Raw genomic sequence first — 21,935 nt, forward strand, 5'->3', positions numbered from 1 at the left:
ATGTCAAAAGTCAATGTCCTCAGCTTTTTCATTGTCAACTGTCAATTGTCAATTTAAAAGGTCAATGGTCTAAGTCTATAGTTAAAGTTTTTTGCCAACAGCCAAAAGCTAAGCGCCAATAGCTAAAAAGATACTCTTCAATTAAGTAAAAAATCTGCGGCGAGATGGAAAACAGGAATGCGCACTTCAAATAAAGAATTATCCGACTGACCTTCCATTAAATAAGTACCGTGCATTTTTCCCATTGGTGATTTTAAATTACAACCGGAAACATATTGATGCATACCACCGGGTAAAATTTCTGGTTGCTCACCAACAACTCCTTCACCTTCTACTTCACGATGTTCATGTATGGCATCGTAAATAAACCAATGTCGTGAAATAAGTTTTACAGCTTGAGTGCCTTTATTCTCGATAGTAATGCGATACGCAAACATATGTTCTCTATTCAGCGAGTTAGAATAACCCGCCTGATAAAAAGTTTCAACACTCACTTTTACGCCATTTGTAATATCGGTAACCATTATGTTTGTAAATATAGTACTTGTGTTGTAATAAACTTAGGAAGCCAAAAAATTTGACACAATTTCTAATGCGTGTTGTTTTGCTTTTTGCAAATCATCATTAATAACTACTTCATCAAACTTATACATATGTTGCATTTCCATTTCTGCACGTTGTAAACGAATAGCCAGATTTTCCGGAGTTTCTGTGTTGCGGAGAGTTAAACGCTCACGCAAAATTTCAAGTGATGGCGGTGCAATAAAAACGGATAAAGTTTTTTCAGGAAATTGTGCTTGCAATCGTATTGCGCCAAGTACGTCTATATCAAACACCACATGTTTTCCTTCATTCCATAAACGTAATGCTTCACTGCGCAATGTGCCGTAACGTCTGCCGGGATACACTTCTTCCCATTCTAAAAAATCATTTTGTTGAATATGCAAATCGAATTCTTCCGCCGACATAAAATAATAATCCACACCTTCTTTTTCATTTTCTCTGGCAGCTCTTGTTGTTGCAGAAACAGAAAATTTTAGTTGCGGTAATTGTTCCAGCAAATATTTTCCTATCGTGGTTTTTCCTGCACCGGATGGCGCTGTAATTATTACAAGTTTACCTTGCTTGCTCACAACACATTATTGAGTTGTTCTTTAATTTTTTCCAATTCATCTTTCATGCGCACCACACATTTTTGCATTTCAGCATGATAGGCTTTACTTCCAATTGTATTTATTTCTCTTCCCATTTCCTGAGTAATAAAACCTAATTTTTTTCCTTTCTCCGTAACTGCTTCCTTTAACACTTCTTCAAAATAATCACAATGCGAACGCAGTCGGGTTATCTCTTCAGTAATATCCATTTTCTCCAGATAATAAATTACCTCTTGCTCAAATCTATTTATATCTACTTGTTCCGCAGCTTGAGAAGATCGCAAATCTGTCATCAAACTATTTTTAAATGTAACCACACGTTCCGGATCCAACACTTCTATTTCAGCTAATATTTCACAGATAAGTTTATTGCGTTTATGCAGATCCACTTTTAATTGTTCACCTTCTGTTGTACGAAAATTTTGCACTGCATTACAAGCATCTTCCACTAATTTTTCAATTTGCTTCCATTGTTTTTCGGTTAGTTCTTCCTTGGTACTAGTAATCACATTCGGCAAGCGGAATATCAATTCAAAAATTTTGGTTTCATCTGCATTCAGCTCGCTTGCTAACTGCTTTAATTGCTTATAGTAATCTTTAATAATTACGGAATTTAATTCGCCATTTTTCTGATCATCAAATTGCTCGTATGCGATAATGCAATCAATTTTCCCTCGTACAATTTCACGGCTAATAATATTGCGAATATCCATTTCATGTTCTCTTAAAATAGTGGGCAATCGCAGATTCATATCAAACACTTTACTATTAAGTGCCCGCAATTCAATCACTGTATTTTTGCCATTCAGTTCAAACGTTACACGGCCGTAACCGGTCATTGATAAAATCATACTTAGTTGTTTATTTTTCTTGTTACTGTAGTTTTTTTCAGAAAGGTTTTACCAATTTCAAAACTCACTATGGCAACACCCGTGAAGATACATAATGATGCAATTACTTTAGGTAACGTCAATATATCAGTGCCTAATATTACGGCTACCACAGTTGCAATTACCGGTTGCATATAAATATAAATACTCACCAATGTAGGTGTTCCATATTTTAATCCAAGCACATTAAATACATAGGCTAACAAGGTAGCACCAAACACCACATATAACCATGCAGAAAAAATAGGTGTATCCAAATGCATCCAATCCACACTTAAAAATTCTCTTATACCAAATGGAAACACAATAAACCAACCATAAAAAAATATCCAGAGTGCAATTGTAAAAGGTGAATATTTTTGCATCAATGGTTTGGCAATTACCAGAAATATTGCATAGACAGCAGCATTGCCCACTATTAAAAGATCGCCGGAAACAGTGGATGTGGATTGCGTTTCATTTGTACCTCCCTGTACCAATAAATACACACCAAACCCACCGATAATAATCCCAATAATTTTTCGCCAGGTAACAGTTTCTTTCAATACAAACCAACTGGCAACCATTACCAAAATCGGTGTGGTAATCATAAGTAATGAAGCATGAATTTCACTGGTAAGACTCAATCCTTTTATAAACATTAATTGATTGGCTGCTACACCAAATAATCCACATAGAAAAAGCAGGAGATGATCTTTGCGATCCACTTTTTCACGAATAAAAATTTTATGAAAAATAAAGAAAAGCACTAAGGGAATTGTAACTCTGGTCAACACCAATCCAAAAGCAGGAATTACTTGCAATGCTACTTTGGCAATCACATAATTCAATCCATATAAAATATTGGCGGCAAGGATGTAGGTATGAGCTAATGGGGTGTTTGAACTATGCTTGTTCCACGGCATTGTAAGTAAAATATTTTTTAATTTGAAACAGGATAGTAATTATTATTGCAGAAGAAATCAATTGAATAAAATAATAATAATCCTTCATCCAAGGGCCAAAACTAATAAAAAACCTATCGGCTTTCTCTTGCCAATTTTCCGCAGTTAAACCTGTATTAATTGGTAACCAGATTTTGGAAAAAATTAATCCTATTGAGAAGAAAAGTATAATCCCTTGCTTTCTATTTTTCATAGTCTCAACTACTGGCATTATCCAAAATAATAAAAATTGTATCGCCATTGTTAAAAATCTGGATTCAGAATTTACAGCCAGAACTAAGTGCAAGAGGATTATAACTACAAACGCCAAATCCATTTCTTTAAGCTTCAATGATAAGTTTTTCCAAAACACAATTATAAAAAGCGCTATTGGACCGTAGTAACTGATATGGCCAATCAGAAATACTCCGGGCTTTTGTACTCCTCTTAAAAAGCTTAAATATGTATTGGATATTGCATTCATACTGTACAAATCCAAATCAGCAAATCTGTTTTTCCATGCCCACATCAATATTCCAAAGCCAATTGTAATTGCTAAAAATTGCAAGATAGATTTTATGTCGAAAGAAAAATTTTCAATTGCTGTAACTACAGGCAATTTCAAAATAAAAAATACATAAAGCAGCAGTATAGGTATAGATAAAAAAAGCCACTCCATTTCAATTGCGTTACTTGTATTTGGATGCATTTGCTTTAAAATAAATAATCCTGTTATCAAACAAACAATAGTAACTGCAATAATTCCTACACGATAGGCGACAGCAATAAATCTTGCAAATCGTTCTGTAAAATAATGTTTACCGCCAAGACAAGTAGCTACTAAAAGTAATCCGCAATATGCAGAAATTGGCCAGGTGAAAATGCCGGTGAAAATTGCCAAACATAACAGCCATATTTTACGGGTAAGCGCCGCATATACCATAACCCCACCAATTAATAAAGCAAGGGAATCTGTAAGTACCGGAATGAAATAAGTAAATTTTAGTACTGCAGTATTCATTATAAAAAGTGTACAAATAAAATAGAATGTGTAATCTGAATAATTTTTTATTCTTACAATTTGAAACAATAGAATTAATAATCCCGATATTGAAAGATAATTTAATAGAGTGAATCCTTTAATAATATTTTCATTGGAAATATCTGCATGCAAGAGTTGTAATCCACACCAAATTAATATAGAAGGTAAAGTGCGAAATGTATAATAGGAATCTAACTCTCGATTAAGAAGTATATCAGGAAACCCTTTGATAATTTTTCCATACACTGCACCATCAAATCCAAGTCCATCAAAAGAAAGCACATGTTCCAAAAAGAAAATAGCAACGATGCTCCATAAGGTCCATAAGAGCAGAATTAAAAATAAAGGCTTTCGATTCATGAAAGCAAAAGTAAGGAGTGGGTGGTGAATGGTGAGTTGTGAGTTGAGAGGAATCAGTGATGAATAATCAGTAGTGAATGTTTTTTGTCAATGGTCTTAGTATAAAGTCAAAGTTTTTTGGCCAAAAGCTAACTGCTAATAGCATCATTAAAAAACTTGCTCTCTTTGCGAAAAAACTTTGCGGGCTTTGCGGTAAAAAAAGTGAGTGGTGAGTAAAAAAATATATGATGAAATGTTTTTTTCGCCAACAGCAAATAGCTAACGGCCAATAGCTTTTTTTAAAAATCCAAACTCAAAGAAAAATACCAATAGCCTTTTGTCAGACCATTGATTTCAATTCCACGGGCACGATCCAAACGCAGAAAATATCCGAAGATGGTTGTGCGCAATCCCCAACCGAAACCGGCAACTACAGGATCACGGAAGAAATTTACATCTACATCTAAAGGTGGCTGACCAAAGTTTACACTATTGTATGGATTCTCTTGATTGAAAGGTGATTTACCTTCCCATGCTGTACCTGCATCAAAAAATCCTACTACCTGAAAGTTGCGGACAATCTGTGCTTTAATAGGTTTATTAATCAGATAACTGAAAACAGGAAAACGCAATTCACTATTAAATACTGCAAATGCATTTCCATTGCGAATATTTTGTTCGTAGCCTCGCACCGGTGTTCCCACCGTTTGAAATGCATAATTCTGTTCGTAATTTATTTGTGTGTTTTCATTAAATACAGGCGCTATCCAACTATCGACACCACCCAGATAATAAATCATTTTTTGGGTGCCGAATGAAAGTCCGCCAGCAATACGATTTGCCCAAATAAATGAACGATGAATTTTTTGATAATGACGGAAATCCACACCAATTACACCGAGATAACCATCATTAAAACTCACATCAATTCCCTGATCCGTATTCACAGAAAATTGTTTGTGAATTTCAAACCAAAATTTATAACGTGTACCATTTAAAATATTTGTCATTACCGGAAATGTATTATCAAATACATATTCCAATTTAAATGTTAGCCAATCCTCTTTATAATTCGGTTGATTCAAACTAAACGTATCGCCGGCAAGAAAAATAACTTTATCTGCACGATAGGAAACACTTCCCCGAATACTACGTGAAATATCAATTGGATACTTCAGACTTCCTTCTACAATATTTGTTTTATTTCTTGAATCAACAACAGGAAACCACACTGGTTGAAATGTATATTGTTCACGCTGATAATGATAATAATATGTAAGTCGTTTATCCCAGCGATGTTTTAAATCTTCATACTGCACAAAATATTCTCCTCCATCAAAAGTTGTTGGAAAACGAAAGCCACCGGTGAAGCGATAGTCTTCAAACAAATCGCTGATACTCATTGCCAGCAATCCACTTAACACTGGGTTTTCAAAAGTGCCGCCGGTGGTTGTAAAGTTTTGATATTTATTAATGAATAAGCCATTATCCAATTGTGTCAACACATACTCACTAGAAAATTTCAAACGATATCCCTGAATACGAGTTTGCTTAAATGCATTTTCTGTAATCAGATTATTCTTATCTTCTTCCACAGATTTATCGAGAGTAATTACTTCGCTTTCTTCCACTACTTTTTTTGCCGGTGGTGCAAAATCACTTTGGAATAACATACCAGTATTGAAAATATTTCCTGTTACTTGCGATTGCTTACTTGTAGTATCTGTATTTATATATTCAGTAACATTTGGCAATACAATTTCTGTTTGTTTGCTATTTTTTTTCTTATTTTTTTCATCAATAAAATTCCGATAACTGGTATTGAACAATTGCTCTTCTGTGGTGGCGCCAATTGCTTTCGGAACAGGTGCTATATAAAATCGAGTAGCACCATTGCTTCGAAACACTTCCAGAATTTTACCTGTGCGCATGCTTGCGTCATGCTCTAAAATATTTGTGGTATAATTAGAAATTGCAAATGTGTAAGCGGTGTCTTTATACATTTTAAAATAACCTATAGAATCAAAATCCGGTTGGGTATAAATTTCACTGATATCAAATTTCGGATTTACGATTGTAGAATCTTTAAAATACACTACTGTATTTGTGTGCGTATAAACTGTATCTAAATATCCTGCAAAGCGATTCACTATTCCATTCTGATCGCTGAGGTATGCAAAATGAGTTTTATCAATTTGTATAGGAGCAGATTCAGTTACATTATGTGTTTCAGTAATCTTTATCAGCACATCCGATTTTGTATTGTATTTATAAAAAAATAAATCCATATTCCCCACAGGTAAAATTGTATCAATGGTAGATGTCTGTGTTATTTTTTTACTGTCTCTGTTGGATGCAAATAAAATTCCTTCGTAGCCATTATCTGTTTTAATAAATCGTGGATTTGCATCATCATAATAATCGTTTGTGATTTGTTCGAGTCTAGCATTATTTAAATAATATACATAGATATCTGATTGACCTTTATTAATAGCGCTTAATACAATTGTTCTATTATCTTTTCCAAAAGATGCATCTGTAATTCTTTGAAACCTTGTAATTTCTTTTTCCTCTTTTTTCTTCTCATCTATGTTATAAGTCATCACAAAAGTGCGGGCACGTTTTTCATAAATCACTCCAACCACTTTTCCATCCGGACTCCATATTACCAAAGGATAATTTAAATCGGTAGCCATGATATGTGTTTTTAATCCACCCTTCTTTATTTTTTTTGCTTTCTTATCATCCACAGGTTGTACATACACTTTAAACTTGCCGAAATCATCAGTTACATAAGCAATATTTTTTCCATCGGGACTTATGCGTGCATTATGATAGGTAAGATTCTTTTTTGATTTTCGCTCTATCATTCTAGTTTCTTGAGGAACCTCTTTTCCTTTTGCTTCCTGTGCATATCGGACGCTGTAATAGGCATACCAATCAGCAATAGTTTGATTAACTGATGTGCCTAACACAAATAAAAATCCATTCTCTAAACTGCGGTTGATTCGAATCAGATATAATAAGTTTGGAATATTTGCTTCACCATATTTCTCGGCGATATAATACCAGAATGAATGTCCTGCAAACCGTGCATCATCGCCGGTGAGTTTACTAAATTTTTCAAATTTTCCGGACGTAATTCCTTCACGCAATTCATTATCTAATTCAGTACTCCATTCTTCACCGATATATGAAGCTAAACCATCAACAAACCAATCAGGTAAATTTAATAGCACTGCATTTTGAACAATCTCCTGTAAACTCCCTCCGAAAATCATGCTGCTTATCAGCATCTTTCCTAAGCCTTCACGAATTTGTGTACGCAGATGTTGATGGTCGCCATCAAAGTATAAGAATAATTTATTGCCGATAATTTTTGTATGACCACCAATATTATAAGTGATCTCGTTGCCTATTGCGAAATTGCTTTGATTAAAATCCGACATGGTATTATAAATCATCAGCTCAGGTTTCACATTCAGTTTATAATCCAACAGATCCTGAATTTCATCCAAATCATTCTCTGCCATTTGCGCCACAAAGCGACCGATGTTTTGTCCGCCCTGATTGAAATAAATTTTAAAATGATCGCTTTCATAAAACTGCCAAAGGAATTCTTTGTATTGCACACGATTTTGACCAAACTGCACCTGAGTGCCTTGGGCATGCGCATTTCCCACATAGAATACACTACTTATGAGAATTAAATAGACTGTTGTAAATACTTGTGATTTGCTCATTTTACTCACGTACCAAAATACGTAGATTTGCCCTAAAGTTCCGATTCTTCCACAAAAATTACAATGTAACGAAATTACCATGAGCCGTATTGCCAGTTTTACTTTCAATCCATTTGCCGAAAACACGTATATTATTTATGATGATACACTGCAATGTGTAATTATTGATCCGGGTTGTTATACGCCTGAAGAGAAAAAAGAATTAGTCGCATTTATCGAAAAAAATAAATTGAAACCGCAGTATGTGTTAAACACACATTGCCATATAGATCATGTGTTGGGCAATTATTTTTTATGTGATAAATATAACATTCCATTAGTGATGCATAAGGAGGAAGTGCCTGTGTTAAAAGCTGTGGAAACCTACGCTGACACTATGGGAATTGTGTATGAGAAATCTCCCGACCCTGAGCAGTTTTTAGATGGAGGTGATACCTTTTCTTTCGGAAATACAACATTCGAAATTTTATATACGCCCGGTCATTCACCTGCCAGTATTTGTTTTTATAATAAGCGGGAAGGATATATAATAAGTGGTGATGTGTTGTTTTTGGATAGCATTGGTCGCTATGATTTACCCGGCGGAAATCTGAATACTTTAATGCAATCAATAAATACACAATTGATGACTTTGGACGATATAGTAACCGTATATCCAGGTCACGGACCTGAGACAACTGTTGGTCGGGAGCGAAAGTTTAATCCGTTTTTGAGGGAGGGTATTGGGTATTGAGGAATTGTCTGAATTAGGATTTAAGGATTTTAGGATTTGTGTGATTTTAAAATAGTGTTGGGTATTGAATGATGAATGGTGAATGGTGAATAATGGCATTAACCCGAAACCTGAAACATAGAACTTGAAACATTTTGTACGTAGCCAATTGCAAATAGCAAACAGCCAATAGCCTTTTAATCAACGATACCTTTTTTTCATTGTCAACTGTCAATTGCCAGCTATTCCTGCAAATAAATCCTCTTCACACGCTGTGAGATTCCGGTGAGTACTTCATAAGGAATTGTCTGCATCCATTCCGAAAATTGTTGTAATGAAATATGCTCACCAAAAATTTCTGCTACATCGCCTTCTGCAATATTTTTTGCTCCAGTTATATCCACCATTATCATATCCATACACACTCGACCAACCACAGAATACAGATTGTTATTTATCCAAACTTTTGCAACACCATTTCCTAAACTTCTTCTAAAACCATCTGCATACCCAATATTTAATGTAGCGATGCGCATATTTTTTTCGGCAATAACACTTCTGCCATAACCAATACTTTCACCTGCATTAATATTTTTTATTTGTGTTACTGTAGTTTCTATACTGGAAGTAAATAATAGTTTTTCAGAAACATGTTTTGCAGGATCATCACCATATAAACCAATTCCTAATCGCACCATATCCATTTGTGCTTCCGGAAATTTACTGATACCGGGCGAATTTAAAATGTGGCGCATGGGAGCATAACCCATTTGTTTTTCCAACACATCACATGCAGATTTAAATACAGTAATTTGTTGCAGAGTAAATGCATCTTGTTGCATTTCATCTGCCGCCGCCAAATGCGAAAACACAGAAGTAATATGTAATTGTTTTTGTTGTAAAATATTTTTAACCAACTGCGGAATATCATCGGGCATAAATCCCAAACGATGCATACCGGTATCCAATTTTATATGAATGGAAATTGGTGAATCATTATAATTTTCATTTTTTAAAAAGGCGACAAACAATTGCAGAATACGAAAATTATATATCTCCGGTTCTAATTTATATTGCAGCATTTGTGCAAATGTTTCCGGTTCAGGATTCATCACCATAATGGGAAGATGCACTCCATTGCGACGCAACTCCACACCTTCGTCCGCATACGCAACCGCCAGATAATCCACACGATTAAAGGCTAATAAATTTGCTATTTCAGCAGTACCACTTCCATAAGAAAATGCTTTCACCATCACCATCATTTTCACTCCCGGCTGCAACATACTGCGATACACTTGTAAGTTATGTGCAATATGATGCATGTGAATTTTCATTACAGTTCCATGAGTGCGTTGTGTTAAAACATTACTTATTCGCTCCAACATAAAACGACGTGCGCCTTTAATTAATACTACATGATTTGCAATGGATTTCGGGTTTAAAATTTTGAAGCGCTTCTTCAGTACTTTTAAAAAATTCTGTATTACTTATCTCTGCAAATAATTGTTTGTGTTGAACTAAATCCTCTCCTATTCCGGTAAAATATTTTACATCGTGTTGTTGTAATAATTGCGCTACATGTGTATATAATTTTTCTTCATCTTCACCACTGCCATCCATATCACTTAGAATTACATGTTTCTGTTGTGCGCCATTTCCCGATTGTTGATTTAAATAATGCAATGCAATTTCAAGCGATGCGATATCTGCACTATACACATCATTTATCAAAGTGGAATTATGTAATCCTTTTTTTAATTCAAGTCGCATACTTACCGATGGTAAAATTTTCATCATCGGAATGAGTGCTTCAATATCAGCATTAAAAACCGAAGCTGCAATAAATGCATGCACTGCATTTTCTAATGAAGCTGCATCAGTAAACGGAATTGAAATGTTGTATTTATGTATTGCAGAATGTAATTCAAAATGTGTTTCACCTTTTTCTGTTGTTATATTTTTCAATTGCCAATCGCTATCATCAGAATGTTTACTCCATGTGATTTTTTTTGCAGATAACAATTGCATTTGATTATCTATCGCTGTAAAATCTTTGCAATACAAAACAGTTTCAGCATGCGTAAACAATTTTAATTTCTCCGCAATTTTTTCTTCTGTGTTTTTAAATCCTGCATTATGCGCTGAACCGATATTTGTAAAAATGCCAAACGTGGGTTGAATCACTTTTTCTAACTGTTGCATTTCATCGGGTTGAGAAATACCGGCTTCAAAAATGCCAAGCGTATGTGTAGAATTTATTTGCGCTACAGATAATGGAACGCCAATTTGCGAGTTATAACTTTTCGGACTTCTGCAAATATTAAAAGTGTTGCGCAATAAAAAATGCAGCCATTCCTTCACTACAGTTTTTCCATTACTACCTGTAATTCCAATTATAGGAATCTGCATTTGCTGCCGATGATAGGCCGCTAATTTTTGTAAAGACTGAATACTATTTTCAACTAAAATAAAATTGGAATCTGTAAAACCATATTCTATAAATCGTTCAACCACAAAATTTCTTACACCTTTTGCATGTGCATGACTTATGTATTTATGACCATCGTGTTGAGCACCTACAATTGCAAAAAATACACTCTTGTGGCCATCGGTAATATTCCTTGAATCTGTCAATAGCTGATCCACAATATCATTCGGTCTGACAAGCTGTCCATTACCTTTCAATATTTTTTCTATTGCTGTTATAGTATATTCCATGCACCTGTAAAAGTACGGTATTGCCCGAAACCCTTTGACTGTAAAGGGTGATTCCATTGTGTTTTTGATATGCTATTGCAATAGATTCCTGCCTGCACTTTTCTTATCTTTGCCCATCTGCTCAAGGAATGATTTTTGTCCAAATGCAGTTTTTTCAAAGACTTACTCGACTTATGAATTTTCTCTCTAAATCCATTTCAAAACTTTTTGGTGGTAATAAACACGAAAAAGATATAAAACTTATTGAACCTCTTGTAGGAGAAATAAATGCGTTTTATGAAAAATTGCAACCACTCACGAACGATCAGTTGCGGAATAAAACAAATGAATTTAAAGCTACAATAGCAGCATTTTTAAAACCTATTGATGATAAAGTAGAATCCATGCGTAGTCAGGCAGATGCTATGGATATGGATAGTGCGGAAGAAAAAGATGATTTGTATAAGCAAGTAGATGAATTGATAAAAGAGCGTGATAAAGAATTAGAAAAAGTATTGTTGCAAATTTTACCCGAAGCATTTGCGGTGGTAAAAGAAACAGCACATCGCTTTTCAGAAAATAAAGAACTTGTTTCCAATGCCACACAATTAGATCGTGATTTAACCATTCATAAAGATTTTATTCGCATTGAAGGCGACAAAGCAATTTACAGTAATACATGGGATGCAGCAGGTGGAACAATTGTTTGGAACATGGTACATTATGATGTGCAGTTAATTGGTGGCGTTGTTTTGCATCAGGGGAAAATTGCGGAGATGGCAACAGGTGAAGGAAAAACTTTGGTGGCTACTTTACCGGCTTATTTAAATGCATTGCCCGGATTGGGGGTACATATTGTAACTGTAAATAATTATCTGGCTTTACGTGACTCTGAATGGAATGCACCACTCTTTAATTTTTTGGGAATTACTATTGATTGTATAGATAAACATCAACCCAATTCAGAAGAACGACGCAAAGCTTATTTAAATGATATTACTTACGGAACAAACAATGAATTTGGCTTTGATTATTTACGTGATAACATGGTGCGCACTTCAATAGAAAAAGTGCAACGCAAACATCATTATGCAATGGTGGATGAAGTGGATTCCGTTTTAGTGGATGATGCGAGAACTCCATTAATTATTTCTGGTCCGGTTCCAAAAGGCGATATACAGGAATTCGGGAATTTAAAACCACGCATTATAAAAATTTATGAAGCACAACGCAAAATAGCCAACGTGTTTTTAACCGATGCTAAACGATTATATGCAGATGGAAAAACAAAAGAAGCAGGTCTTGCATTGTTGAGGGCATATCGTGCATTGCCAAAAAATACTGCACTCATTAAATTTTTAAGTGAGCAAGGTGCCCGACAATTATTGTTGGATACTGAAGGTGTATATATGGCAGAGAATAATAAGCGCATGCCTGAAATTGATAAGGATTTATTTTTTGTAATTGACGAACGACATAACAGTGTTGACTTAACAGACAAAGGCATAGAACTAATTACAGAATCGGGAGAAGATCCACACTTCTTTATTATTCCGGATGTGGGTGCAATGGTTGCGGATATCGAACGCAGTGAAAAAACGAAAGAAGAAAAAGTTGCAGAAAAAGATGTGTTGATGCAAGACTTCTCAATTAAAAGTGAGCGCATACATTCATTACAACAATTATTAAAAGCATATACTTTATTTGAAAAAGATGTGGAGTATGTGGTGATGGATGGTAAGGTAAAAATTGTGGATGAACAAACAGGTCGTATTCTGGAAGGCCGTCGTTATTCCGATGGATTGCATCAGGCAATTGAATCAAAAGAAAATGTGAAAGTAGAAGCAGCAACACAAACGTATGCAACTATCACTTTGCAAAATTATTTCCGCATGTATCACAAGCTTGCGGGTATGACAGGAACAGCAGAAACAGAAGCTGGTGAGTTGTGGGAGATTTATAAATTAGATGTAACTGTAATTCCAACAAATAGAGCTATAACAAGAAAAGATTTAGAAGATTACGTTTACAAAACTCGTAAGGAAAAATTCAATGCAGTAATCGCTCGTATTGATGAATTAGTGAAAGCAGGTCGTCCGGTTTTAGTGGGAACAACATCGGTGGAAATTTCAGAATTGCTAAGTCGTATGTTGCAGATGAAAGGTGTAAAACATAATGTGCTGAATGCAAAACAACATCAACGTGAAGCAGAGATTGTTGCAGAAGCAGGTAAAACAAGTAGTGTTACAATTGCAACAAATATGGCCGGTCGTGGTACGGATATTAAATTGGGTGAAGGTGTGAAAGAGGCAGGTGGATTGGCAATTATAGGAACAGAGCGACATGATTCACGTCGTGTGGACAGACAGTTGCGAGGTCGTGCCGGTCGTCAGGGTGATCCGGGTTCTTCTGAATTTTATGTATCGCTTGAAGATAATCTGATGCGCTTGTTTGGCTCTGATCGTATTTCAAAAATTATGGATACGATGGGTTATAAAGAAGGTGAAGTAATTCAACACGGCATGATTACAAAATCTATAGAACGTGCGCAGAAAAAAGTAGAAGAAAATAATTTTGGTGTGCGTAAACGTTTGTTGGAATATGATGATGTAATGAATAGTCAGCGTGAATTAATTTATCGCAAACGCAACCATGCTTTACAAGGTGAGAGATTGGCAGTGGATATTAATAATACACTGATGGATTTATGTGAGGAAGTGGTGGCTGCTTATTATCCCGATAAAGATTATGAAGGATTTACTTTGGATGTTATTCGCTACTTCAGCACTGAGCCGGAAATTAGTGCAAAGGATTTTGCAAATGATAAGCAAAATGTGGTTGCAGAAAAATTGTATCAAAGTATAAAAGCATTTTATAAACGCAAACAAAAAGCACAGATAGATAAAGTATTTCCGCTGATAAAAGATTTATATCAAACTCGTGGAGAAACTTTAGATAATGTAATTGTTCCTTATACAGATTCTCGCAAGGGAGTGAATGTTACTGTGAATTTGAAAAAAGCGTATGAGACTGAAGGTTGGGAATTAGCAAAAGCAATTGAACGCAGTATCACATTAATTATAATTGATGAACATTGGAAAGAACATTTGCGCAGTATGGATGATTTGAAACAAGCAGTGCAAGGGGCAGTGTATGAACAAAAAGATCCATTGTTGATTTATAAGTTTGAAGCATTTGAAATGTTTAAGAAAATGTTAAGTGAAGTAAATCATGAAATAGCCAATTTTATTTTCAAAGGAAATATTCCAATCCGTTCTTCAGAAGAAGTGAAACAAGCACAAGCACAACGCACTAACTTAAGTCACATGAAAGAGAGCCGTGAAGATGCAGTAAGTCGTGGACCGGGAGCAGTACGGACAAGTGGTGGTGAACAACAAAAACCGTTGGAACCTGTGCGAGTTGAAAAGAAAGTGGGTCGCAACGATGCATGCCCATGTGGAAGTGGTAAAAAATATAAAAACTGTCACGGAAAAGATGAATAGTACTGACGAAATATTTTTACTGCGCAATGCAATAGAACATACATTGTTGAAGCCGGATATTGTAATTGATCAAATTGAAAAGTTGTGTAAAGAAGCTGCGGAATTTGGTTTTGGGGCAGTATGTATTCCTCCTTATTTTTTAGATGATACAAAAGAATTGTTGGGCGAAACAAAAATTCAGATTGCAACCGTTATCGGATTTCCATTTGGATATAATTCTATCATGTCGAAATTTGAAGAGGCCGAAGATGCATTATCCAGAGGAGCAGATCATTTAGATATTGTATTAAATATTGCAGCAATAAAAAATGCAGATTATGATACGGTGAACAATGAAATGGAAATGTTTACCAAGTTAGTACATAGCGAAAACAAGATTATAAAATGCATTGCCGAAACGGGATTGCTGAATGAAATAGAAATTGATTTAGTTTGTAAACTCGCCAATGATTATGGTATTGATTATCTCAAAACATCAACAGGAATAAATGCCCCCGGAGCTGATTTAGAAACAGTGCGAATGATGCGGAAGGTATTGGATAAAAAAATAAAAATAAAAGCATCCGGTGGCATACGCACAAAAGAACAAGCAATCGCATTTTTAGCTTCCGGTGCAGATAGAATAGGCACAAGTAATGGTGTGGCGATAATGCAAGAAATTTGATTTGCTGTATTTAAAACTAGCCGTAAAGAACGCTAAGAGAAAAAAACGCAAAGTGCGCAAAGCAATTTAAAAAAGAATTGGCGGGACATCAACCTTGGAGAGAACCTTCCATCGGCTAATTGGCTAATCAGCTAATCAACTCATCAGCTAATTATCATTCGCACATTTTCACATTAAATCAATTCGTCTTTCAAATAAAATCCGGTATAACTTTCTTTGATAGTTGCAAGTTCTTCGGGTGTGCCTTCGGCAATTATATATCCGCCACCATTGCCACCTTCGGGACCAAGATCAATGATATGATCGGCAAGTTTTATTACATCCAGATTATGTTCTATAATTAAAACCGTATTGCCTTTATCCACCAAACTATTTACAACTTCCATCAACACTCGTATATCTTCAAAATGCAAACCCGTTGTTGGTTCATCTAAAATATATACGGTATTGCCTGTATCCTTTCTGCTTAATTCTTCTGCAAGTTTTACCCGCTGTGCTTCTCCACCTGAAAGTGTTGTGGAAGATTGTCCGAGATGAATATATCCCAATCCAACATCCTGCAATGTTTTTACTTTACGATAAATTTTCGGATGATTTTCAAAAAATTCTACTGACTGATCAACAGTTAAATTGAGAACGTCGGCAATATTTTTTCCTTTGAAATAAATCTCCAACGTCTCACGATTATATCTTTTACCTCTGCACTTTTCACACTCCACATTTACATCCGGCAGAAAATTCATTTCAATAGTTTTCATACCATTCCCATCACACACATCACATCTTCCTGCCTTCACATTAAATGAAAATCTACCTGCTGCATAACCACGAATTTTTGCCTCCGGAACTAATGCAAATAAATTTCTTATTTCGGTAAACACATCAATATATGTTACAGGATTGGAACGTGGTGTACGACCAATTGGGGCCTGATCTATTTCAATCACTTTATCTACATGTTGCAATCCTGAAATGCGAGTATAACGCAATGGTTTTTTATTCGATTTATAAAAATGATTTTGCATAATAGGAAACAACGTACTATTTATCACACTGGATTTTCCACTACCCGAAACTCCTGTTATACAAACTAATTTACCTAATGGAATATTGATTGTAACATCTTTTAAATTATGTCCTCTTGCCCCTTGCAAACTAATATGATTTCCATTGCCCTTTCTTCTGTGTTCAGGAACAGGAATTGTTTTTTCATTGCGTAAATATTTTGCAGTTAAAGAATTTTGTGCTTTAAAAACAACAGGCTCTCCGGCGGCAACAATTTTACCACCATGCACTCCTGCACCCGGACCGATATCAATAATATAATCTGCATGTTCCATCATTTCTTTATCATGCTCTACAACAAGAACTGTATTTCCTGTATCACGCAAATCATACAAAGCTTGTATCAATCTTTGATTATCCCGTTGATGCAAACCAATAGAAGGTTCATCTAAAATATAAGTGATGCCCACAAGCTGAGAACCTATTTGTGTTGCCAATCGAATACGTTGTGATTCTCCTCCGGATAAAGTACGTGATGCACGATCAAGTGTAAGATATTCCAATCCTACATTTTTAATAAATCCGATGCGTGCACGAATTTCTTTTAAAATATCTTTTGCAATAATTTGTTGTTTTGCATTCATGTGTTCTTCCACATGTTCAAACCAATCTAATGCTTCATTAATATCCAACTGTACAATTTCACTGATATTTTTTTCTGCAATTTTAAAATACAGCGACTCATTTTTTAATCTTGTTCCATTGCAACTATCACATGTTGTTTTCTCCATAAATTCTTCTGCCCAACGCCGCATATTTTCAGAAATAGAATCATTGAAACAACGCTTAATTAAATGTGTCAATCCGCCATGTTCCAAAGTGTACCAGCGATCAATATTTGCCATGCTCACTTCTTCTTCATCAATGGCATCTCTGCCTTTTGCATTGCCATATAAAATTTCATTCAATGCATTTTTCGGAATGTTTTTTATAGCCGTTGATAATGAAAATTTATACTTTCTTGCAATGGATTGTACTTGCTGAAATAATGTATTATCTCTGTAATCACCCAAGGGAACAATACCACCCGAATTAAGTGTAACATCTTCATCGGGAATCATCAGTTTATAATTGGTTTCATACACTACACCAAGCCCTTTGCATTTCGGACAAGCACCATAAGGCGAGTTAAATGAAAATGTATTTGGCGATGGTTCTTCATAAGAAATTCCGGAAGTAAGACACATCAATTTTTTACTGTAATTGATAATAGTTTCTTTATCATTTTCCTTTACCATTATCAAATCTTTTCCCGCACGCAATGCCTGAGTTACACTTTGATTGATGCGTTGAATATCATCCGCATCAGTTTTAAATCTGTCAATTACTATTTCAATATCATGCACTTTATATCTATCCACCTGCATCTTCGGAACCAGATCTTTTATCTCTCCATCAATACGCACTTTTAAATATCCCTGCTTGCGAATCTGCTCAAATAATTCACGGTAATGTCCTTTGCGGCCACGAACCACAGGTGCTAATAACACAATGCGTTTGCCTTTAAATTTTTTAATAATATTTTCTACAATTTGCTCTTCAGTAAAACGCACCATTTTATCACCGGTGGTAAAACTATATGCATCGCTTGCCCGTGCAAAAAGCAATCGCATGAAATCATAAATTTCTGTTACTGTTCCAACTGTAGATCTCGGATTTTTATTAGTTGTTTTTTGTTCGATAGAAATTACCGGACTCAGGCCTGTGATATTATCTACGTCAGGTCGTTCCATGTTGCCGATAAATTGTTGCGCATAGGAAGAAAAACTTTCCATATATCTGCGTTGCCCTTCCGAATAAATAGTATCGAATGCAAGCGAACTTTTTCCACTGCCACTTACGCCTGTAATTACCACCAAACTATTGCGTGGAATTTTAATATCAATATTTTTCAGATTGTGTACTCGGGCGCCGGTTACTTCTAGGTAAGGAATTTCATGTTCGGCAATTTCAGACGGGATATGTTTTTTATTTATCTTATTCACGTGTTCTCTCAACTAAACTTGATTAAAAAATTGCTGCAAAGTTACCGCTTTAAAAAGTGATTTACTTGATACGGCTGAATGTTTCTATATATATTGCGGTGTTTTTACAGTGAGTGCTTGCATCCATTCCACTTCAACAGAATATACACCGAAATCATCCACTACTTTTCCTTTAATGTGGTAACAACATTTTCCCTGAAAGCGATATTTTTTTGCCACCGGTGGAAAATGTATGGTATCTAACCAATGCCCATGTATGTCAACGAAGGTGCCGAAATACATTACATCACCTTTTATGGTAGCAGTGTATTTGCGGGTAACGTAATAAGCCACTATTTCTACTTTTTTGCCAATATGTTTTTCAAGATCGACAGCATTCACTAAGTTGTGATTTAATATTTCCTGATTGGCAATAAGTGCAAATGGTGATGTGAGTGGAAATCCTAAAATCTGAATTTCGTCCCAGGCATTTTGCAAAGTATCTTCAAACAATTCCGGGAATTGAAATACTTCACTTTTTTCCGGAGGAAATAATTCTTTTGCGGGAGAAGTTTTTTTTGTTTTGTTTAATCGCATATAAGCTTCGATTAATAACGTATGTTTTGGGATTTCTGTAAAACGAAATGCATTTATCTGAATTAAAATTTCTAATTGCTCCAATGAAATTTCTACCCGCAATAAAAAATCATCCAGACTTTTAAAACTTCCATTTAATAAGCGTTCATGTAAAATATTTTCAATCACTTTACTTTCAAAATTTTGCATGTGTTGAAAGCCGAGATAAATTGTATCACTATAAATTACAGTTTCATTATAACTTAAATTCACACACGGTGCTTCTATTTTTGCTCCCTGCATTTTTGCTTCATGCACATATAATTCCGTGCTATAAAATCCGCCGAAATTATTTATTACGCCCACCATAAATTCATGCGGATAATATGTTTTTAAATATAAACTTTGATAACTCTCAACAGCATAAGATGCACTATGTCCTTTTGCAAATGAATAACCCGCAAAACTTTCTATCTGATGCCATACATCTTTCATTAATTCTTCTGTATAACCCTGACTTCTACAGTTCTCAAAATACTTTTCACGAATGCGTTGAAACTCTTCTTTCGATCTATATTTTCCACTCATACCACGACGCAACACATCTGCTTCGCTCAATGTAAGTTTTGCAAAATGATGCGCTACTTTAATCACATCTTCCTGATATACCATCACACCATAAGTATCGGGCATAATATTTCCCATTACCTGATGAATATCTTTTCTGCTTTCCGGAAAACGATGCCGCTGAATAAATGTGCGCATCATTCCCGAACGGGCAACACCCGGACGAATGATAGAACTTGCAGCAACTAAGTTTAAATAATCGCTTGTTTTCAACTTGCATAATAGAGTGCGCATTGCAGGTGACTCAATATAAAAACAACCGATAGCATCACCAACGGATAATCGTTTATTTAATAGTGGATCTTTTTTAAATGTTTCTGTTTGTGAAATATCAATTGCTATATTTTTATTTTCTTTTACTAATTGAATGGTGTCTTTAATATGTCCTAAACCCCGCTGACTTAAAATATCAAATTTGTATAATCCAATATCTTCTGCCACATACATATCAAATTGTACTGTTGGAAATCCTTTAGGTGGTAGGTACGTTGGTGAATAATAATAAATGGGTTTTTCTGAAATTAATATACCGCTGGAATGTATGCTGAGCATGTTGGGAAAACGATAAATAAATTCACCGTAATTATAAATACTCTGCGCAATGCGATCCGGAATTTTTGCAGCATTAAAATTTTCTTCACCATAGAGTTTTATCAATGCATCAATTTCATTTTTCGGTAAGCCAAACGTTTTTGCTACTTCACGAATAAAAGATTTTTCTTTAAACTCCGAATACGTACCTAACAATGCTGTATGTTCATGTGTGTATTTATTGAAAATATATTCGGTTACATCATTGCGATCTTTCCATGAAAAATCAATATCAAAATCAGGGGGCGTTTCCCGAAATAAATTAATAAACCGTTCGAAATATAAATCGAGTTCAATCGGATCCACATCCGTAATGCGCAGACAATATGCAATTAAACTATTGGCGCCGCTTCCACGACCAATGCAGAAGTAACCCTGTCGTCGTGCATATTCCACCAGATCCCAATTGATAAGAAAATAACAGACAAATCCTTTTTTAATAACAATATCCAATTCTTTATTTACCCGATCCAGCAGTGTTTTATTTACTTTGCCATAACGCTTGCGCACTCCTTCAAAAGTTAATTGCAACAGCAGGTCCATATCTTCTTTTTCATTGCCGGTAAAATGCAGTTTGTTTTTATTGACACCAAATTCAAAATCGAATTGACAATCAGCTAAAATATTTTCTGCATTCTTTAATAAAAATTCAAAGCCTTCAAATTGTTTTTTTAGTTGATCATAATTATAAAAAATTTCTGTGGGTGAAGCAAGCGTGATTGCATCCAATTTTGTGATGATAGTATTGTGATTAATCGCCTGTAAAATGCGATGTGCATTGTGATCTTTTTTTCCACCAAAACTCACCGGATTTAGTGCTATTAACTTTTTTGTATAGCGTTTGTATTTTGAAAATTTCAACCGATTTAATTGTTCAGGTCGCACACCGATAAAATCATTTTCTTCCAGCACATAATTTTTATCCGCATTAAAAGGATAAATAAAATATGTATTGTCAATGTGCGGAGCAATTTCGGGCAATGCTTTTTTTGCAAGCAGATGTTCTGATAAAAAACGATTGAGTGCAGCAAGACCTTCATGATTTTTTGCAATGCCGATATACAATTGCTGATCATCATTTCTGAAATCAATTCCGGGCACCACATGTATATTTTTATTGCGGGCATGTTTCAATAATTCAAACCAACCGGAAGTATTATTAATGTCAGTAAGTGCAAATGATTTTATACCACACTCCTCAGCTTGTGCAAGCAATCGCTGAATGGATAATGTTCCGTATCGCAGACTATAATATGAATGGGTGTTGAGGTACATTTTTTTTTGGCTGTTGGCTATTGGCCGTTAGCTTTTGGCAGTTGGCTGTTGGCGAAAAACATTGACCATAGACTTTTTAAATTGACAATTGACAGTTGACAATTGACAATGAAAAAAGAGTTTCGGATTTCGGGTTTCAAGTTCCAAGTTTCAAGTTTCGGGCTTCA

13 protein-coding genes are annotated in these 21,935 nt (G+C 35.1%); 3 read left to right on the top strand and 10 right to left on the bottom strand.

Annotated features, from left to right (window positions below):
• Positions 1 to 137: 137 nt before the first annotated feature.
• The 6 genes from apaG to IPN31_05210 all read right to left on the bottom strand — a co-directional run bounded on the left by apaG (position 138) and on the right by IPN31_05210 (position 8,091).
• Entirely contained in the window at positions 138 to 524 is a 387-nt protein-coding gene (gene apaG / locus IPN31_05185; GenBank protein MBK8681296.1) for a Co2+/Mg2+ efflux protein ApaG, read from the bottom strand.
• A gap of 36 nt (positions 525 to 560) precedes the next feature.
• Entirely contained in the window at positions 561 to 1,133 is a 573-nt protein-coding gene (gmk, locus tag IPN31_05190; protein MBK8681297.1) for a guanylate kinase, read from the bottom strand.
• Positions 1,130 to 2,005 carry a YicC family protein gene (locus IPN31_05195; GenBank protein ID MBK8681298.1) on the bottom strand — a complete coding sequence of 292 codons (876 nt, stop codon included), beginning with the start codon at positions 2,003 to 2,005 and terminating at the stop codon, positions 1,130 to 1,132. Before IPN31_05195 ends, gmk begins: the two co-directional genes overlap by 4 nt.
• A 2-nt stretch (positions 2,006 to 2,007) precedes the next feature.
• A complete protein-coding gene (locus IPN31_05200; protein ID MBK8681299.1) occupies positions 2,008 to 2,949 on the bottom strand; it encodes a DMT family transporter in 942 nt (313 codons plus the stop codon).
• Complete coding sequence (locus IPN31_05205) at positions 2,930 to 4,369, bottom strand: hypothetical protein (protein MBK8681300.1); 1,440 nt, start codon at positions 4,367 to 4,369, stop codon at positions 2,930 to 2,932. Before IPN31_05205 ends, IPN31_05200 begins: the two co-directional genes overlap by 20 nt.
• Before the next feature lie 278 nt (positions 4,370 to 4,647).
• A complete protein-coding gene (locus IPN31_05210) occupies positions 4,648 to 8,091 on the bottom strand; it encodes a PD40 domain-containing protein (protein MBK8681301.1) in 3,444 nt (1,147 codons plus the stop codon).
• 79 nt (positions 8,092 to 8,170) lie between these two features.
• On the opposite strand from IPN31_05210, the gene IPN31_05215 reads away from it, so the two are divergent.
• A complete protein-coding gene (locus tag IPN31_05215; GenBank protein ID MBK8681302.1) occupies positions 8,171 to 8,824 on the top strand; it encodes an MBL fold metallo-hydrolase in 654 nt (217 codons plus the stop codon).
• Between the two features lie 221 nt (positions 8,825 to 9,045).
• Here IPN31_05215 and alr read toward each other — a convergent pair whose 3' ends face one another.
• Complete coding sequence (alr, locus tag IPN31_05220; GenBank protein MBK8681303.1) at positions 9,046 to 10,191, bottom strand: alanine racemase; 1,146 nt, start codon at positions 10,189 to 10,191, stop codon at positions 9,046 to 9,048.
• A 16-nt stretch (positions 10,192 to 10,207) separates the two neighbouring features.
• Entirely contained in the window at positions 10,208 to 11,524 is a 1,317-nt protein-coding gene (locus IPN31_05225) for a hypothetical protein (protein MBK8681304.1), read from the bottom strand.
• A 173-nt stretch (positions 11,525 to 11,697) separates the two neighbouring features.
• On the opposite strand from IPN31_05225, the gene secA reads away from it, so the two are divergent.
• Together secA and deoC are read left to right on the top strand one after the other, a co-directional pair.
• A complete protein-coding gene (gene secA, locus IPN31_05230; protein ID MBK8681305.1) occupies positions 11,698 to 15,006 on the top strand; it encodes a preprotein translocase subunit SecA in 3,309 nt (1,102 codons plus the stop codon).
• A complete protein-coding gene (gene deoC / locus IPN31_05235; GenBank protein ID MBK8681306.1) occupies positions 14,999 to 15,670 on the top strand; it encodes a deoxyribose-phosphate aldolase in 672 nt (223 codons plus the stop codon). The genes secA and deoC overlap by 8 nt, the downstream gene beginning before the upstream one ends.
• A 173-nt stretch (positions 15,671 to 15,843) precedes the next feature.
• On the opposite strand, the gene uvrA is transcribed toward deoC, so the two are convergent.
• Together uvrA and IPN31_05245 are read right to left on the bottom strand one after the other, a co-directional pair.
• Positions 15,844 to 18,684, bottom strand: coding sequence for an excinuclease ABC subunit UvrA (gene uvrA / locus IPN31_05240; GenBank protein ID MBK8681307.1), 2,841 nt, complete (start codon positions 18,682 to 18,684; stop codon positions 15,844 to 15,846).
• 120 nt (positions 18,685 to 18,804) lie between these two features.
• On the bottom strand, positions 18,805 to 21,768 hold the full coding sequence (locus IPN31_05245) for a DNA polymerase III subunit alpha (protein ID MBK8681308.1): 2,964 nt from the start codon (positions 21,766 to 21,768) through the stop codon (positions 18,805 to 18,807).
• Between the last annotated feature and the right edge of the window lie 167 nt (positions 21,769 to 21,935).

This window comes from Bacteroidota bacterium (genome assembly GCA_016715425.1).
Taxonomy (GTDB): Bacteria; Bacteroidota; Bacteroidia; order Chitinophagales; family BACL12; genus JADKAC01.

Excerpts from the sequence above, each read along its gene's own strand:
- IPN31_05210 (MBK8681301.1), bottom strand. The coding sequence starts at position 8,091 with ATGAGCAAATCACAAGTATTTACAACAGTCTATTTAATTCTCATAAGT.
- IPN31_05205 (MBK8681300.1), bottom strand. The coding sequence starts at position 4,369 with ATGAATCGAAAGCCTTTATTTTTAATTCTGCTCTTATGGACCTTATGG.
- alr (MBK8681303.1), bottom strand. The coding sequence starts at position 10,191 with ATGTTGGAGCGAATAAGTAATGTTTTAACACAACGCACTCATGGAACT.
- apaG (MBK8681296.1), bottom strand. The coding sequence starts at position 524 with ATGGTTACCGATATTACAAATGGCGTAAAAGTGAGTGTTGAAACTTTT.
- IPN31_05200 (MBK8681299.1), bottom strand. The coding sequence starts at position 2,949 with ATGCCGTGGAACAAGCATAGTTCAAACACCCCATTAGCTCATACCTAC.
- deoC (MBK8681306.1), top strand. The coding sequence starts at position 14,999 with ATGAATAGTACTGACGAAATATTTTTACTGCGCAATGCAATAGAACAT.
- IPN31_05245 (MBK8681308.1), bottom strand. The coding sequence starts at position 21,768 with ATGTACCTCAACACCCATTCATATTATAGTCTGCGATACGGAACATTA.
- IPN31_05215 (MBK8681302.1), top strand. The coding sequence starts at position 8,171 with ATGAGCCGTATTGCCAGTTTTACTTTCAATCCATTTGCCGAAAACACG.
- secA (MBK8681305.1), top strand. The coding sequence starts at position 11,698 with ATGAATTTTCTCTCTAAATCCATTTCAAAACTTTTTGGTGGTAATAAA.
- IPN31_05195 (MBK8681298.1), bottom strand. The coding sequence starts at position 2,005 with ATGATTTTATCAATGACCGGTTACGGCCGTGTAACGTTTGAACTGAAT.
- IPN31_05225 (MBK8681304.1), bottom strand. The coding sequence starts at position 11,524 with ATGGAATATACTATAACAGCAATAGAAAAAATATTGAAAGGTAATGGA.